This window comes from Bacillus spongiae (genome assembly GCF_037120725.1).
GTDB classification, from domain to species: Bacteria; Bacillota; Bacilli; order Bacillales; family Bacillaceae_K; genus Bacillus_CI; species Bacillus_CI spongiae.
The window spans coordinates 307,046-323,398 of record NZ_JBBAXC010000002.1; the positions used below are offsets into that span (position 1 = coordinate 307,046).

Annotated in this window: 22 protein-coding genes; all 22 read left to right on the forward strand. The window is 36.3% G+C overall.

The window, feature by feature from the left end; genetic code table 11:
* Nucleotides 1-176: 176 nt before the first annotated feature.
* The 22 genes from flgB (at nt 177) to fliR (ending at nt 16,353) form a co-directional block, all read left to right on the forward strand.
* A complete protein-coding gene (flgB, locus tag WAK64_RS03655) occupies nt 177-581 on the forward strand; it encodes a flagellar basal body rod protein FlgB (protein WP_336585585.1) in 405 nt (134 codons plus the stop codon).
* 2 nt (nt 582-583) lie between these two features.
* Nucleotides 584-1,036, forward strand: coding sequence for a flagellar basal body rod protein FlgC (gene flgC, locus WAK64_RS03660; RefSeq protein WP_336585586.1), 453 nt, complete (start codon nt 584-586; stop codon nt 1,034-1,036).
* Between the two features lie 12 nt (nt 1,037-1,048).
* Nucleotides 1,049-1,357: a flagellar hook-basal body complex protein FliE gene (fliE, locus tag WAK64_RS03665; RefSeq protein ID WP_336585587.1), complete on the forward strand. Its 309-nt coding sequence runs from the start codon at nt 1,049-1,051 to the stop codon at nt 1,355-1,357.
* A gap of 49 nt (nt 1,358-1,406) precedes the next feature.
* Complete coding sequence (gene fliF / locus WAK64_RS03670; RefSeq protein WP_336585588.1) at nt 1,407-2,999, forward strand: flagellar basal-body MS-ring/collar protein FliF; 1,593 nt, start codon at nt 1,407-1,409, stop codon at nt 2,997-2,999.
* Between the two features lie 12 nt (nt 3,000-3,011).
* The gene (fliG, locus tag WAK64_RS03675; protein WP_336585589.1) at nt 3,012-4,022 is read left to right on the forward strand and encodes a flagellar motor switch protein FliG; all 1,011 of its coding nucleotides are present in this window, start codon (nt 3,012-3,014) and stop codon (nt 4,020-4,022) included.
* Nucleotides 4,015-4,770: a flagellar assembly protein FliH gene (gene fliH / locus WAK64_RS03680; protein ID WP_336585590.1), complete on the forward strand. Its 756-nt coding sequence runs from the start codon at nt 4,015-4,017 to the stop codon at nt 4,768-4,770. The genes fliG and fliH overlap by 8 nt, the downstream gene beginning before the upstream one ends.
* Nucleotides 4,770-6,101 carry a flagellar protein export ATPase FliI gene (gene fliI / locus WAK64_RS03685; protein WP_336585591.1) on the forward strand — a complete coding sequence of 444 codons (1,332 nt, stop codon included), beginning with the start codon at nt 4,770-4,772 and terminating at the stop codon, nt 6,099-6,101. The genes fliH and fliI overlap by 1 nt, the downstream gene beginning before the upstream one ends.
* Nucleotides 6,098-6,547 (forward strand): flagellar export protein FliJ, encoded by a 450-nt coding sequence (gene fliJ, locus WAK64_RS03690; RefSeq protein WP_336585592.1) that lies wholly within the window; start codon nt 6,098-6,100, stop codon nt 6,545-6,547. The genes fliI and fliJ overlap by 4 nt, the downstream gene beginning before the upstream one ends.
* A gap of 4 nt (nt 6,548-6,551) precedes the next feature.
* Nucleotides 6,552-7,139, forward strand: a complete 588-nt coding sequence (locus WAK64_RS03695) for a MotE family protein (RefSeq protein ID WP_336585593.1) — start codon at nt 6,552-6,554, stop codon at nt 7,137-7,139.
* A 29-nt stretch (nt 7,140-7,168) separates the two neighbouring features.
* Nucleotides 7,169-8,374, forward strand: coding sequence for a flagellar hook-length control protein FliK (locus tag WAK64_RS03700; RefSeq protein WP_336585594.1), 1,206 nt, complete (start codon nt 7,169-7,171; stop codon nt 8,372-8,374).
* A 9-nt stretch (nt 8,375-8,383) separates the two neighbouring features.
* The gene (gene flgD / locus WAK64_RS03705) at nt 8,384-9,001 is read left to right on the forward strand and encodes a flagellar hook assembly protein FlgD (protein ID WP_336585595.1); all 618 of its coding nucleotides are present in this window, start codon (nt 8,384-8,386) and stop codon (nt 8,999-9,001) included.
* Nucleotides 9,002-9,013: 12 nt separating this feature from the next.
* Nucleotides 9,014-9,406 carry a TIGR02530 family flagellar biosynthesis protein gene (locus WAK64_RS03710; RefSeq protein WP_336585596.1) on the forward strand — a complete coding sequence of 131 codons (393 nt, stop codon included), beginning with the start codon at nt 9,014-9,016 and terminating at the stop codon, nt 9,404-9,406.
* A gap of 71 nt (nt 9,407-9,477) precedes the next feature.
* Nucleotides 9,478-10,689, forward strand: coding sequence for a flagellar hook protein FlgE (locus WAK64_RS03715; RefSeq protein ID WP_336585597.1), 1,212 nt, complete (start codon nt 9,478-9,480; stop codon nt 10,687-10,689).
* 33 nt (nt 10,690-10,722) lie between these two features.
* Nucleotides 10,723-10,944 carry a flagellar FlbD family protein gene (locus tag WAK64_RS03720; protein ID WP_336585598.1) on the forward strand — a complete coding sequence of 74 codons (222 nt, stop codon included), beginning with the start codon at nt 10,723-10,725 and terminating at the stop codon, nt 10,942-10,944.
* The gene (fliL, locus tag WAK64_RS03725) at nt 10,931-11,362 is read left to right on the forward strand and encodes a flagellar basal body-associated protein FliL (protein WP_336585599.1); all 432 of its coding nucleotides are present in this window, start codon (nt 10,931-10,933) and stop codon (nt 11,360-11,362) included. The genes WAK64_RS03720 and fliL overlap by 14 nt, the downstream gene beginning before the upstream one ends.
* 37 nt (nt 11,363-11,399) lie before the next feature.
* Complete coding sequence (gene fliM / locus WAK64_RS03730; RefSeq protein WP_336585600.1) at nt 11,400-12,395, forward strand: flagellar motor switch protein FliM; 996 nt, start codon at nt 11,400-11,402, stop codon at nt 12,393-12,395.
* Nucleotides 12,385-13,563 carry a flagellar motor switch phosphatase FliY gene (fliY, locus tag WAK64_RS03735; protein ID WP_336585601.1) on the forward strand — a complete coding sequence of 393 codons (1,179 nt, stop codon included), beginning with the start codon at nt 12,385-12,387 and terminating at the stop codon, nt 13,561-13,563. Before fliM ends, fliY begins: the two co-directional genes overlap by 11 nt.
* A 21-nt stretch (nt 13,564-13,584) precedes the next feature.
* Nucleotides 13,585-13,947, forward strand: coding sequence for a response regulator (locus WAK64_RS03740; protein ID WP_336585602.1), 363 nt, complete (start codon nt 13,585-13,587; stop codon nt 13,945-13,947).
* Nucleotides 13,948-13,973: 26 nt separating this feature from the next.
* Entirely contained in the window at nt 13,974-14,633 is a 660-nt protein-coding gene (locus WAK64_RS03745) for a flagellar biosynthetic protein FliO (RefSeq protein WP_336585603.1), read from the forward strand.
* Entirely contained in the window at nt 14,626-15,291 is a 666-nt protein-coding gene (gene fliP, locus WAK64_RS03750; RefSeq protein ID WP_336585604.1) for a flagellar type III secretion system pore protein FliP, read from the forward strand. Before WAK64_RS03745 ends, fliP begins: the two co-directional genes overlap by 8 nt.
* Nucleotides 15,292-15,305: 14 nt before the next feature.
* Complete coding sequence (gene fliQ, locus WAK64_RS03755; RefSeq protein WP_336585605.1) at nt 15,306-15,575, forward strand: flagellar biosynthesis protein FliQ; 270 nt, start codon at nt 15,306-15,308, stop codon at nt 15,573-15,575.
* A 4-nt stretch (nt 15,576-15,579) separates the two neighbouring features.
* Entirely contained in the window at nt 15,580-16,353 is a 774-nt protein-coding gene (fliR, locus tag WAK64_RS03760; protein WP_336585606.1) for a flagellar biosynthetic protein FliR, read from the forward strand.

Consider the following 16,353-nt stretch of genomic DNA (forward strand, 5'->3'; position numbering starts at 1 on the left):
AACTATGTCGAATAATCGAACTATGACAAAAGTCTTACAATGTGAAAATAGGCTGATTTTCACATATAAAATAGCTCTTTTCACATAGACAGTCGATTATATTAACATTACAATAGTTAGTAAGTTTTCATTTTATTTGTCAGATTTACAATAAATTCGTCAGTTCTTGGAAAGAGGTGAAAACCTTGAAGTTATTTTCCGATACTTTTAATGTGATTGAGAGAGGGTTAGACTATTCATCCTTAAAGCAAAAAGCAATCTCACATAATATTGCTAATGTAGATACACCAAATTACAAAACAATTGATGTGAAATTTAAGGATTACCTGGAAAGTTCCATTAATCATAGTTTAATCGGTCAACGCACAGACACTCGACACTTTGAAATTAGTGGAAAGTCTATGTTCGATACTAATCTAGTTGCCAAAGACACATTCCAATATAATCATAATGGGAACGGTGTTGATATGGATAAAGAAATGGCAGACATGGCAACAAACCAGATTTATTTTCAATCACTAACGGAACAATTAAACCATCAATTCAGGAATCTTCAGACAGTGATTAAAGGAGGTAAATAAGCATGTCGATATTTAATTCAATGAATACGACCGCTTCAGCGTTAACGGCTCAACGATTGAGGATGGATGTCATTTCATCGAATATGGCCAATGTCGATACAACTAGAGGTAAACTAGTTGACGGAGAGTGGCAACCATATCAAAGAAAATCAGTCGTACTACAGCCGAAAGATACTCCGTTTTCTTCTTTTTTATCTTCAGCAATGAAAGGTAAACTAAATAACGGTGGAGTTGAAGTATCGAAAATAGTGGAAGATACCGAAACGCCAAATAAATTAGTTTATGACCCAACTCATCCTGATGCAAATCAAGAAGGGTATGTAAGTATGCCGAATGTTGATCCGTTAAGAGAGATGACAGATTTAATATCAGCAACTCGTTCATATGAAGCCAATGTGACTGTGTTTAACGCAAACAAGTCACTACTAACAAAATCATTAGAAATTGGTAGATAAGGAGTATATAAAATGGCCTTCAGTAATATTGATTCGATAAACCAGATTATTTTAAGTCCGTCGTCTGAAAAAAAAATAAAAACTACCCCAAACGAAGCTCATACGAATTTTGCTGAATTTTTAACGCAATCGTTAAATGAAGTAAATGAGTTAGAAATGAAATCTCATGAGCTAACTGAAAAGGTTGTAAAAGGTGAAGAGGTAGACTTACACCAAGTTATGATAGCGGCACAAAAGGCGAGTATTAGTTTGCAGACAACAGTAGAGATTCGAAATAAAGTTGTAGAATCCTATAAAGAAATCATGAGAATGCAAATGTAATAGTTGAGGTTATTTGCTGCCAAAACAACAGAATAACCGGGGGATTTTTATGAATGACACATTAATAAAGATTAGAGAAAAAACAACAGCCTTCTGGGCTTCGAAAACGAACAAGCAAAAATGGATGATGGGAATTATCGTAGTATTAGCTATAGTCATCATCGCAGTTGTTAGTTATTTTGCATCAAAAACAACGCTCGAACCACTATATAGTAATTTAACTCCTTCTGAAACAGGTTCGATTAAAGAGAATTTAGATGCACGAGGAATTAGTTCTCAAATTGCTGAAGGCGGATCAACGATAATGGTACCGAAAGAGATGGTGGATACGTTAAAAGTTGAGTTGGCTGCCGAAGGGATACCGAAATCGGGTAGTATTGATTATTCTTTTTTTAGCCAAAACGCTGGTTTCGGAATGACAGATAATGAATTTAATGTATTGAAATTAGATGCGCTTCAATCTGAGCTTGCGGAATTAATGAAAGGAATTGAAGGAGTACAGGATGCGAAGGTAATGGTTTCCTTACCGGAAAAAAGTGTTTTCGTAGACGACTCTAGTGAACAAGCTTCAGCTTCTATTGTTTTAAATACATTACCTGGTCAAAATTTTGAGGAAAAACAAATCTCTGCTCTTTATCACTTAGTTTCAAAAAGTGTGCCAAATCTTCCGACTGAAAACATTGTTATTACAAACCAATACTTCGAATATTTCGATTTGAATGGCGCTAATAATAATGCCTTTGCTGGAGAGGTAACGGACCAAATGGGGATTAAGAAACAAATTGAACGGGATCTTCAACGACAGGTTCAGAATATGTTAGGTACGTTAATTGGTTACGATAAAGTCGTCGTTTCAGTAACGGCTGACATTGACTTTACTCGGGAAAATAGAGAGGTCAACTTAGTTGAACCAGTTGATGAAGAAAATGTTGAAGGAATAACCATTAGTGCACAAAGAATATCGGAAACTTTCTCAGGAAATGGGAATGTTGCCGGTGGGGTTCCGATTGCAGAAGACCCAGCTGATTCTTTAGGAAGCTCCTACGTTGAAGGCTCATCAGAAAATGGAGATTATGAAAGAGTAGAAGAAACGATTAATAATGAAGTAAATCGAATTCGGAAAGAAATTATTGAAAGCCCTTATAAAATTAGAGATTTAGGAATTCAAGTAATGGTTGAGCCACCAAACCCTGAGGACTTGAATTCTTTACCAGAGGAGAGTAAGAACGACATTTCACAAATCTTGTCTACTATTGTTAGGACGTCAATAGATAAAGAGTCTGGGACAGATGTATCGGAACAAGCGATTCAAGATAAAATTGTCGTCTCCGTTCAACGATTTAATGGAAAGACGGAATTTTCTCCACCAAATTCTCCTTACCTACCATGGTGGGTATACGTAATCGGTGGAGTATTACTCGTAGCCATTATTCTATTAATTATCATCATTCTACGGATTAGAAAGAAGAAGGTTGAAGAGGAAATGGAGCTTGAACAAGAACCGTTGCCTATTCATATTCCTGATGTAAATGAAAGCACTGAAACAGAATCTTCCCTGAGAAGAAAACAAATAGAGAAAATGGCGAAAGAAAATCCAGATGAATTCGCTAAATTACTACGCACTTGGTTAACTGAAGAGTAGGAGGAATTGACAATGAATAAAAATAATCAATTAACAGGAAAGCAAAAAGCCGCTATCCTCCTTATCTCATTAGGTACAGATGTCGCCTCATCGGTCTATCAACATTTATCAGAAGAAGAAATAGAAAAACTAACGCTTGAAATTTCAGGGGTAAAAAAAGTTCAAGCGGAATCGAAAGAAGACATATTAGAAGAATTTCATAGCCTTGCTCTTGCTCAAGACTATATTAGTCAAGGTGGTATTGGCTATGCCAAAAGGGTACTCGAAAAAGCGTTAGGAGCAGAGCAAGCAACGAATATCATCAATCGACTGACGTCATCGCTGCAAGTGAAACCATTTGATTTTGCGAGAAAAGCTGATGCAGCTCAAATATTAAATTTTATTCAAAACGAACACCCGCAAACGATTGCTCTTATTCTGTCATATTTAGATCCGCAACCAGCAGGACAAATATTATCTGAACTACCTCAAGAGGTTCAAGCGGATATTGCGAAAAGGATTGCCTTAATGGATAGTACTTCACCAGAAATTATTAGTGAAGTGGAAGCAATTCTTGAAAGGAAATTATCAGCGACTGTTACTCAAGATTACACGCAAACGGGCGGAGTTGAAACGGTAGTTGAAGTATTAAATGGGGTGGATCGTTCCACAGAAAAAACGATTTTAGACTCGCTAGAAATTCAAGACCCTGAACTTGCAGAGGAAATTAAGAAACGAATGTTTGTATTTGAGGATATTGTTACGCTAGATAATCGAGCGATTCAACGTGTTATTCGTGATTGTGAAAATGAAGACCTATTATTATCACTTAAAGTTTCAAGTGAAGAAGTCAAAGGTGTTATTTATAAAAATATTTCTAAACGTATGGTGGACAGCTTTAAGGAAGAAATGGAGTTTATGGGGCCCGTCCGCTTGCGGGATGTTGAAGAAGCACAGTCACGCATTGTCGCTATCATTCGCCGCTTAGAAGATGCAGGAGAAATCATCATTGCTCGTGGCGGAGGAGATGATATTATTGTCTAGAATTTTTAAGTCACGCCAAACATCAGCGGTGGGGAATCCTTCTCGAGAGATATCTTTAAAACGATTTTCGACAACTACGAATGAACAGAAGGAAGAGGAAAGAAAACAAAATCATATACAGTTGCTAGAAGAAGCGAAGCAAGAGGCACTAAGAATTATTGAAGAGGCTGAATCACATAAGTTAACGATAATTAATGAAGTGAACACTCAAAAACAAGAGTTTAAAAGTCAGTGTGAACTCGCGCTTCAACAAGCACGGAAAGAAGGATACGATGAAGGTTTTCGACAAGGGAAAGAAGAATCGATTTCTGAATACCAAAACTTGATAGTTGAAGGAAAACAAGTGGTCGAATCTTCAAAGGTTGAGTTTCGTCGTCATATTGAAAGTGCAGAAAAGTTAATCCTTAAAACAGCGATAAAATGCGCAGAAAGAATACTTGGAAAGAAACTAAAAGAAGACCCTAAAACCTTTGTCTCCATTGTGAAGAGAGGCTTAAAAGAAGCGGTAGAGTTGAAAGAAGTTCAAATACATGTTCATCCTTCTAATCATGACCTTTTAACTGAATACGATGAAGAAATTCGCAGAATCATTGCACCAAATGCACATTATTATTTATATCCAAATGAAGATATTTCAGAAACGGAATGTATCATTGAATCGAATCAAGGGAGAATTATCGTTAGTTTGGACAGCCAATTACAACAATTACAAATAAAACTAATGGAACTTCTTGAAGGAGAACAATAATGAAGTTAGTGGATCTAGTAGACGAAATTGATTCAATTAATACATATAAACGTTTCGGCAAAGTAAAACGTGTCATTGGGATTATGATTGAGTCTAAAGGGCCTGAAAGTGCAATTGGTGAAGTTTGTTATATCCATGTAAAAGGAGTTTCATCTAGGCCAGATCAAAAGATTATTGCTGAGGTGGTTGGGTTTAATGAAGGTTCTGTATTATTAATGCCTTATTCAATGGTTAATGAGATTTCTCCAGGTAGTTTAGTAGAAGCAACAAGCAAACCACTTGAAGTAAAGGTAGGAATTCCATTAATAGGTCAAATTCTCGATTCATTAGGGAATCCATTAACAAATGATTCGTTACCGAGAGGGTTAACCACTACACTAACAGATCGTGTGCCCCCTAATCCGCTTAGTCGGCCGCCAATCGATGAAAAGATAGAAGTAGGTGTTCGTACAATTGATTCGCTTCTAACAATCGGAAAAGGTCAGCGAGTTGGAATTTTTGCTGGAAGTGGAGTAGGGAAAAGTACATTGCTTGGTATGATTGCTCGAAACACAAATGCAGATATAAACATAATTGCTTTAATTGGGGAAAGAGGAAGAGAAGTTAGAGAGTTTATTGAAAGAGACCTTGGTGAGGAAGGGTTAAAGAAATCCATTATTATCGCGGCAACGTCTGATCAACCTGCGTTGATGAGAATAAAAGGAGCATATACCGCCACAGCCATTGCTGAATACTTCCGAGATAAAGGTTTCAATGTGATGCTTATGATGGATTCCGTTACACGAATAGCCATGGCGCAACGTGAAATAGGACTTGCTGCTGGTGAACCACCTGCAACAAAAGGGTATACACCATCTGTATTTGCCAGTTTACCAAAATTATTAGAGAGAACAGGAACGAATGAGCATGGGAGTATTACAGCATTTTACACAGTCTTGGTAGATGGCGACGATATGAATGAGCCGATTGCTGATACCGTTCGAGGTATTTTAGATGGCCATATTGTTTTAGATCGTTCTATTGCGAACAAAGGTCATTTCCCAGCTATTAATGTATTAAAAAGTGTAAGTCGATTAATGAATCATTTAGCAGATGGTACTCACAAAATAGCTGCTAGCCGAATACGTGATTTAATCAGTACATATGAGAACTCTGAGGATTTAATCAATATTGGTGCATATAAGAAAGGGACATCTGCTGAAATAGATGAAGCAATCGCTTATAACCCCAATATTCTATCATTTTTACAACAAGGTACTCATGAAAAAATATCCATCGATACGAGTATTGCCTCTCTCATACATTTGGCGGAAAAGGGTGAGCTTCTATGAAAAAGTTTCAGTTTAAGTTCGATAAGGTCTTAATTTTGAAAGAACAGGAAAAAGAAGAAACTGTTTATCATTTTCAAGATAGTGTTCGACAATTTGAAAAAACGGCAGAGAAACTATACAACGCTTTGAAGAAAAAAGAGGACTTAGAAACCTACCAATCAAATCAACTTGTCAATGGATTTCCTGTACAAGAGGTGCGCCATTACCAAATGTTTATCACTAACTTGGAAAAGTCTATTGTTTTTTATCAAGATCAAGTAATAAAAGCTAGAAACAAAATGAAGTGGCTAGAACAGAAAGTAACGGAAAAAAACATCGAAGTAAAGCAGTATGAAAAGATGAAAGAAAATGATTATAAAGTATTTACGATTAACCAACAAAAGCAAGAAAACAAAGTATTAGACGAGTTATCGGTCATGAAATACGTGAACCGCGAAATTAGGTGATTTTATGGAAAAGAAAGAAAAAGTTCAACAAGATAAACCATTTAATCTATTCCAATGGGTTTTTTTAGTCATAATATTCCCTATTTTTGTTGTAATCATTATTGTCCTTTTAATTGCAACAGCAGCAGATATTAATGTGTTCGACAAAATGAATGAAATGAGTCAGAAAATACCACTCCTTTCAAAGGTAATCGAAGAAGACAATGTTCAGGAAGATGGAGCAATGGTTATCAATCTTCAAGCCGAACTACAGGATAAAGAGGCTAGAATTACTCAACTGGAAAACGAACTAAATAAACAATCAAATAAATTAGAACAAGCTTCATTAAAGGAACAGCAATTGCAAGAACAAATGGATGAGTTTCAACAAATTCAGGAAAATAATAAACGTGAAGCAAAAGAAATCATCACTTCTTATGAAGAAATGTCTGCTAAAAGTGCGGCGAACATTCTTGTAGAGATGGAAGAAGAAGAGGCATTGTGGATTCTTTCAAAAATTAAGTCTGAACAATTAGCGAAGATTCTCGAAAAACTGCCGCCTGAAACGGCAGCGATATTCACTGAAAAACTTTCGATTCAAACAGAAACTTAATTCAGTTCTATTTGAAAGGAGGTGAACATATGAATTTAGGCTCGATTCAGACACAAGTACAAACTCTTCAGCAAATAGAACTTAGTGGGATGAACAGTAAATCGTTAGCAACCAATTCATTTATAAATGTTCTATCACAATTAAATGGAAGCGCAAAAGAAGAAAATCCTGAACAAGTAGAAAGTGTTGAAGAGCTAAAAGCACTATTAAATATAGTGCAAGGGAACCATGACATACCGCTAGACACGAAACGAAATCAAGAGCCTACTCTTTCCAAAATTGCTGAATTAATGAATATGCCTAGAGAAGAAATCGAACATGAAATTACAAGTATGGTACATAAAATAGCTCAGGACTTGGGGATATCAAAGGAAGAGTATGCCGACCTACCAGAAGAAGAAATCATTCCATTTCTCGTTGAGATAATGGCAAAATTGACGCAAGATCAATTGCAAAAATACAGTGCAAACGAACTGTCAACACCTATCCAAGCTACAAAGATACGATTAGCATTGGTAGAAAATCAAGATCAAACACTAGAAATGTCAATGAGAGCTTCAAATATGAAGCAAGATTTGCAACAGCTTGTAGGAAAAATTGAATCCATTATAAAAAATTCTTTTTCAAAAGAATCCATTTTACAACTGGCCTTTCGTTCTACACTCCCTACTGATGGTAATGGAATTGAAATGTCTAATAAAGGAATCGTTACGCAAGAGGGAAAGTCGTCAGGACATCAGCTAGACGTATTGACACTACCTTCAAGAATCATGCAGCAAGAGTTACATTTAACGAAGGCTGAAAGTCTTTCATATGAAAAATTCGTTAAGGAATTTTCTTCAGTATTATCAAGAGCACAATTTGGGAAGCTCCCAAATATGAATAAACTGTTAATTAAACTATATCCTGAAGAATTAGGAAGTTTACGAATAGAACTTCTTCACAAGAACGGATTAATGACAGCAAGAATTTTGACTTCTACTATTGCGGCAAAGGAGTTAATAGATTCCCAGTTGCATGGACTTAAACAAGCATTTCAGCAACAAAACCTTCAGGTTGAAAAAATGGAAGTTCAACAGATGCTGTCAGATGAATTGAGACAGGACAAAGGAAATCAAAAACAACAAAATCATCAACAACATCAAAAACAAAAACAGAATTCAGATAGCCAAGAATTTTCAGATCAAAATTCTTTTGAGAGCTTTAAAGAGCTTCTATTAAATATTGAGATATAGGTGATGGAGATGAGTAATACGATTGATTCTACGCTTCTGCTCTCTTCTTATCAAGCAGAACAGAGAGAAACAAGCGGAGAGATATTAGGGAAAGATGATTTTTTGAAAATTCTAATGACGCAATTACAAAATCAGGATCCATTAAATCCAATGCAAGATAAAGATTTTATTGCGCAAATGGCTACTTTTTCTTCATTAGAACAAATGACCAATCTAGGGAAGTCAATGGATAACTTGGTAGAAGTACAAAAACAAAATCAATTGATTTCCTATAATCAGTTTGTTGGAAAAGAAGTAACTTGGCATCAAATTAATGAGGACGATGCAATTATAGAAGGAACGGGCAAGATTACCGGTGTGAAGTTTGGCGTAGATTCTGTTGAATTCACATTAGATGATGGAACCGTTTTAACTCCAAGTAATATAAGCGAAGTGAATCATTTCGTTCAAGGAAATGATTTGGTCGAAGCTAGCCATTTAATTGGGAGAAATGTTGGTTGGATTAATAATCAAGGAGTAGAAGAAGTTGGAAGTGTGCTATCGGTATTTCAAAAAGATGGAGAAATTTGGCTTCGCTTTCTTGATGAAAGAGAAATTGAGGCTAGTCAGCTTACTAAAATTGAATAAAGGAGTGGTCGTTTGGAAAAGCGTTATATTCATGCGCTACCAATACAACCTACTACACGCAACTATCTACCTAAGAAAAGTTCAAAAGGTATTCAGACGGATAATCCCTTTGCCAACCATTTAAAAGCTGCGCTCGATAAGCCTACCTCCTTAACGATCAGTAAGCACGCAAGGGAGCGAATTGAAAATCGTGCTATTAGCTTATCGGCTAATGATTGGCTTTTAATTGAAGAAAAGATTGCCCAAGCCAAAGAGATGGGAATAAATGAGTCTCTTGTAATGGTTAAAGATGTAGCATTTATTATTAGTGTAACAAATGAAACCGTTATTACTGCGATGAACAGGGAAGAAGCAGCGTCTCAAATTTTTACGAATATTGATGGAGCCATCTTATTGGAAACATAAAGGCTGGACCAACTCTTGGAAGCCGGTAGCTGTGGAATGACAGAAGCAGCTAAATCGAAAGGGGAAGAAATATGATACGTTCAATGTACTCTGGAATTAGTGGAATGAAAAATTTTCAAACTAAATTAGATGTGATAGGCAATAATATTTCCAATGTAAATACGTATGGGTTTAAAAAAGGAAGAGTAACGTTTCAAGATTTAATGAATCAAACTGTTTCAGGAGCTAGTAGTGCAACTGAAACAAAGGGCGGACAAAACCCTAAGCAAATTGGACTTGGTGGAACATTAGCAACAGTGGATCTTATTGATACACAGGGAAGCCTTCAAACGACTGGAAGATCATTAGATGTAGCGATTTCTGGAGACGGATATTTTGTGACAAGGATGGGTACTGGTGAAGCCTATACTCGAGCTGGGAATTTTTATTTAGATTCAGAAGGTCAGCTTGTAACCGGGAATGGAAGTTTAGTGCAAGGTTTTTCGGTAGATGGAAATGGAAATATTGATAGAAGTACGTTGACAGATATTACGATTGATACCGATACGACAATGGCGCCACAAGCCACTGAAGAAGCTTCGTTTGACGGGAATTTGAAGGCGTCAAGCAATACGGACGTTGTCATTGATTTTAAAGTGAAGGACTCACTTGGACAGGATATAGAATTGAAGTTGACGCTCACAAATCAAGGTAGTAATTCTTGGGGTTATGCTGTTACAACCGCTAACGGAAATGTGGCTCTCACTTCAAACACTGGTAATATCTCTTTTTCAAATACTGGAGAGTACACAGGTGGTAATGCAACGTTATCCATGGCCTTAACCAATAATGCTTCCTCACCTCAGGACATTGAGTTGGATTTTAGTAAGCTAACACAATTTGATTCTACTACTTCTGCAAACGTAGAAACTATTGATGGAAATGCAGAAGGGTATCTTGAGAGCTTTAATATTAGTTCTTCTGGAGAAGTAAATGGGATTTTCTCAAATGGAGAGGTGCGGGTGTTAAGTCAACTCGTAATAGCTACCTTCTCGAATGGAGCAGGACTTCAAAAAACAGGTGAAAATATGTATATCACATCTAATAACTCAGGTCTTCCGAATTATGGGATTGCTTCTGAAGGAAGAGGCAGCTTACAATCTGGTGCTCTTGAAATGTCCAATGTTGATTTATCCGAAGAGTTTACAGAAATGATTGTCGCTCAACGTGGGTTTCAAGCAAATACTAGGATTATCACAACATCTGATGAAATTCTTCAAGAGTTAGTAAACTTAAAACGTTAAGGGAGGTAGGAGCCATCCTGCTCTGGCGAGGCTATGATTACAGTCACAAGATTAAATGGGACAACTTTTTGGTTGAATGCTCTTTTTTTTGAAAGTATTGAAGCGTTACCTGATACAACAATTACGTTAACAAATGGAAAAAAATATGTGGTTAAAGAAAGTGAACAGGAATTGCAAAGTAAAGTTCTGAAGTTTTATGAGCATGTCAATCTTCTTGGATTAGAGAGGGTGAGGGAAAAGGATGAAACCAAATAATAAGCTACTCAGCACAATGTTTTTAATATTAGTGACGATTACACTAGTTGGAGTGACTGTTCTAATACTCTTGTTGAATAGTAAAGGCGAAGCCGAAGAAATTAATCCGACAATTGATGAAATCCGTGATTCATCCGTTGATATCTCAGAAATTACGACAAATCTTTACAGTGATGATTTCATCCGTATTTCTTTTAAAATTCAAACAGATAGTAAAAAAGCAAAATCAGAAGTAGAAAAACGTGATTTCCAAATTCGCAATATTATTATTGAAGAATTGTCTGAAGTTAAGGCTCAAAATTTACGGGGGAAAGCTGGGAAGCAACAATTTGAATCACTGCTGACTTTAAAATTTAATGAGTTGATACAAGAAGGAAAAGTAGAGAAGGTATATATCACCTCCAGCGTTATTCAATAATACATCAATTCCATCAAATAAGAGAGGGTGAAGAGGGATGTCAAGTGAAGTGCTATCTCAAAATGAGATTGATGCCCTTTTATCGGCTCTGTCAACGGGTGAAATGAGCGCTGATGATTTTAAAGATGAAGATGAAGCGAGAAAAGTAAAGTTATATGACTTTAAACGTGCTCTTCGCTTTTCAAAAGATCAAATAAGAAGTTTAACAAGGCTTCATGAGAATTTTTCGCGCTTATTAACAACTTATTTTTCAGCACAGCTGCGAACGTATGTACAAATATCCGTTGCATCAGCGGATCAAATTCCTTATGAAGAATTTATTCGATCTATCCCGAAAATGACGATTTTAAATGTATTTGAAGTTCCTCCATTAGAAGGACGGATTTTATTTGAAGTCAATCCAAACATCGCCTATGCAATGATGGATCGTGTCATGGGAGGGCGAGGTTCAAGTGTAAATAAGGTAGAAAATTTAACTGAAATTGAAACGAAGATCATGTCGAATCTTTTTGACCAAGCATTTGAAAATTTACGTGAAGCATGGTCAACGATTGCGGATATTGACCCTATATTATCTGATTTTGAAGTGAATCCCCAATTTCTACAAATGGTTTCTCCTAATGAAACGGTTGTGGTGATTTCTTTAGAAACAATAATTGGAGAGACGAGTGGAATGATAAATATTTGTATTCCTCACGTTGTATTAGAACCTATTATACCTAAGCTCTCTGTTCATTATTGGATGCAAACAGAAAAGAAAGAGCGAGAGCCAGTAGAAGTTGAGACATTGGAAAGTCGAATAAAAAAAGCTTACGTTCCAGTCATTACCGAGCTAGGTACTTCAGAAATTACCATTGAAGACTTTTTAATGCTTGATACTGGGGACGTCGTTGAACTCAATCAGAAAATCGATTTACCACTTGTTATGAAAGTTGGCGAAATCCCTAAATTTACCGTACAACCTGGGAAAGTAAAGAAAAAGATAGCTGTCCAAATTTTAGAAAATTTGAAGGGGGGAGACAATGATGAGTGATATGCTCTCTCAAGATGAGATTGATGCTCTTCTAAATGGAACGGAAGACAATGAAATGGAAAATCAAGCAATGAATATAGTAGAAAACTACTTATCTAGTTTTGAACAAGATACTTTAGGAGAAATTGGGAATATATCCTTTGGTAGTTCGGCAACAGCGCTCTCTACGCTCCTTAATCAAAAAGTGGAAATTACAACACCTACTGTAGCGATTATCGATCATGGAAAATTGAAGGATGAGTTTCCTCATCCATATGTCGCCATACAAGTACAGTATACAGAAGGGTTTATCGGTTCAAATTTACTTGTCATTAAACAGTCAGATGCAGCCATTATCGCAGATTTAATGCTGGGAGGAGACGGATTAAATCCATCTGATAATCTCGGTGAAATTCAATTAAGTGCTGTTCAGGAAGCAATGAACCAAATGATGGGTTCTGCCGCCACGTCGATGTCTACAGTTTTTGCCAAAAAAGTAGATATTTCACCTCCCGTAATTGATTTAATGTATGTACCAGAAGGGAGAGGGACAGAAAATATTCCTAATCAAGATTTACTTGTGAAAGTATCTTTCTCGCTTAAAATTGGTACATTAATAGATTCAAATATTATGCAACTTGTTCCACTAAGTTTCGCTAAAAGCTTAGTCAATGAATTAACAAATAAGGGAAATCAACAAACAGTAAACTCGGTAAACAACAATGAAGAAACACCAGAAGAAACTGTTGAGACTTCTCCACCACCTATGGAGACTGGAAAAGGGGCGAAGCAAGAGCCGCAATTTGCAACTCAACCTAGAGCTGCAAGTGGACCTCAACATTTTGGAGGGGCAACGAGTGGTGGCAATGTCCAAGTGCAACCAGCTGCGTTCACTTCTTTTGAAACACCTCAATTACAAGAGCATGAGGTAAATAATTTAAATATGTTGCTTGATATCCCGCTTCAAGTAACGGTTGAATTAGGAAGGACAAAGCGTTCGGTGAAGGATATATTAGCGCTTTCAGCAGGTTCTATCATTGAGTTAGATAAATTAGCAGGAGAACCGGTTGATATTTTAGTTAATAGCCGACTGATTGCTAAAGGAGAAGTCGTTGTCATTGATGAAAATTTTGGTGTTCGCATTACCGATATCGTTAGTCAAAGCGAACGTTTAAACCAATTAAAATAGAAATAAGCAGGGGGTTGAAGCATGACAAATCGAATTTTAATTGTTGATGATGCAGCATTTATGAGAATGATGATAAAAGATATTTTAGTAAAAAATGGGTATGAAGTTGTGGCAGAGGCAGAAAATGGTGCTCAAGCGATAGAAAAATACAAAGAGTTAAAGCCTGATTTAGTAACAATGGATATTACGATGCCAGAAATGGATGGAATCGCTGCATTGAAAGAAATTAAAAGCTTTGACAGTAGTTCAAGAGTCATTATGTGCTCTGCAATGGGTCAACAAGCAATGGTCATTGATGCTATTCAAGCGGGTGCTAAAGACTTTATTGTTAAGCCGTTTCAAGCAGACCGCGTATTAGAAGCTATTGCGAAAACACTCGCTTAATAATTCAACAAGAAGGTGCTTAACGGTTGAGAAGTCAAAAGAAATGGATGGTAGTAATAGTCGTTATAATGAGTTTGCTGGGGTGGGGGGAGTCTCACCCCCAAGCTTCTGTCAATCCTTCTGTTGCAGATTGCGTGAATGCTAGCATGGAAGGTTGTCAAAAAGATAGTGAAGAAATTGATACTGAGAAAACAAATGAACAAATGGTGTCAGCCCCTACTGTCTCAATGATGGATTTTATCAAAATGATTGTCGCCTTGCTATTTGTGATCGGTTTAATCTATACATTATTACGGTTTATTAGTCAGCGAAGTCGTTCCTTTCAGCAAACAAAACTACTACATAATTTAGGCGGAACCTCATTAGGAGGGAACAGATCGGTTCAAGTGGTGAAAGTAGGAAACCGAATCCTAGTTTTGGGAGTAGGGGAAGATATTCATTTAATTAAAGAAATTGATGAGGCGAAGGAATACGAAGAATTTATTACCTCGTTTGAAAATAATTATGAAAATTTACTTAAAGGTTCGAACCCTCTCGTGAGAGGGTGGTCAAAACGAATGAAAGGAAAAAAAGAAACCGACCTTCCGTTTCGTTCACTATTTAAGTCACAGTTAGATGATTTAAAAAAAGGGAGAAAAAACATGTTTAACGAACTGAAAAAAGAGGAGAATTCACTAGATGAATGATGTAATGGAATTGTTTAATAATGGGTCTCCTGAAACAGTTTCTACCTCTGTAAGGCTTCTCCTCTTACTAACGGTACTATCACTTGCTCCAAGTATATTAATATTGATGACTTGTTTTACTCGAATTGTTATTGTTTTGTCGTTTGTCAGAACAGCCTTAGCGACGCAACAAATGCCGCCAAATCAAGTATTAATTGGGCTATCTTTATTTTTAACCTTTTTTATTATGGCTCCAACGTTACAGGAAGTGAACGACAATGCTTTAACACCTTTATTTAATGAAGAAATTACATTAGAAGAAGCTTCAGATCGTGCTACTGTTCCATTTAAAGAATTTATGAGTAAACATACAAGGCAAAAAGACCTTGAATTATTTTTATCCTATTCTAAATCAGATACCCCTGAATCCGTTCAGGATATTCCTTTAACTTCATTAGTTCCAGCTTTTGCATTAAGTGAAATAAAAACGGCCTTTCAAATTGGATTTATGATTTTTATTCCTTTTTTAGTAATTGATATGGTCGTTGCGAGTGTACTAATGAGTATGGGAATGATGATGTTACCACCGGTTATGATCTCTTTGCCTTTTAAGATTTTATTATTTGTTCTTGTAGACGGTTGGTATTTAGTCATTAAATCACTATTACAAAGCTTTTAAGTAGGTGAAATTTATTGAATTCAGAAATGGTCATCTCACTCGCAGAACGAGGGGTCTATACAATACTATTGATTTCAGCTCCGTTACTATTATTAGCCTTAGTTGTAGGTTTAATCGTTAGTATCTTTCAAGCAACAACACAAATTCAAGAACAAACATTAGCATTTATTCCTAAAATAGTAGCCGTGTTAATCGGTGTTATATTTTTTGGTCCATGGATGTTAACGACGCTTTTATCCTATACAACTGAAATATTTACGAACTTGACTCGTTTTGTAGGGTAATGCCATGGAACAATTAATCCCGATATTTTCAGTCTATCTACTGATTTTTGTTCGACTTTCTGCTTTTTTTGTTACGTTGCCTTTGTTTTCTTATCGTACTATTCCTGCTCAACACCGAATTGGTTTTTCGGCTGTCTTGGCATGGATCATGTATTACGTCGTTGCAACGGACCCTATTCCAATAGATGGTTACTATTTTTTACTAATTATAAAGGAAACCATGGTTGGCTTATTAGTGGGATTTACAGCATATATGATTGTGTCAGCGATACAAATTGCAGGCGGCTTCATTGATTTTCAAATGGGTTTTGCCATTGCTAATGTTGTCGACCCTCAAACAGGAGCTCAAAGTCCTATCACTGGCCAATATTTGTATACATTTGCTCTCTTGCTTCTTCTTGCATTAAATGGTCATCACCTTTTATTAGATGGTATTTACTATAGCTATGAGTTTATTCCATTGACCGAAGCTTGGATCCCTTTTAAAAATGAGTCATTGGTGAATTATATTATCACCGCTTTCAATTCTGTGTTTGTCATCGCTTTTCAAATGGCCGTTCCGATAGTGGGTACTTTATTTTTAGTTGATGTTGCCTTGGGAATTGTTGCAAGAACTGTTCCTCAATTGAATATTTTTGTTGTCGGATTCCCAATTAAAATAGCGGTAAGTTTTATCGTATTGTTTGTCGTAATGGGTGTCATTATGGCTTTAACTAGTCAACTTTTTGAACAGATGTTGCTTACAATGAGAGATGTAATGAAGTTGATGGGGAGTTAA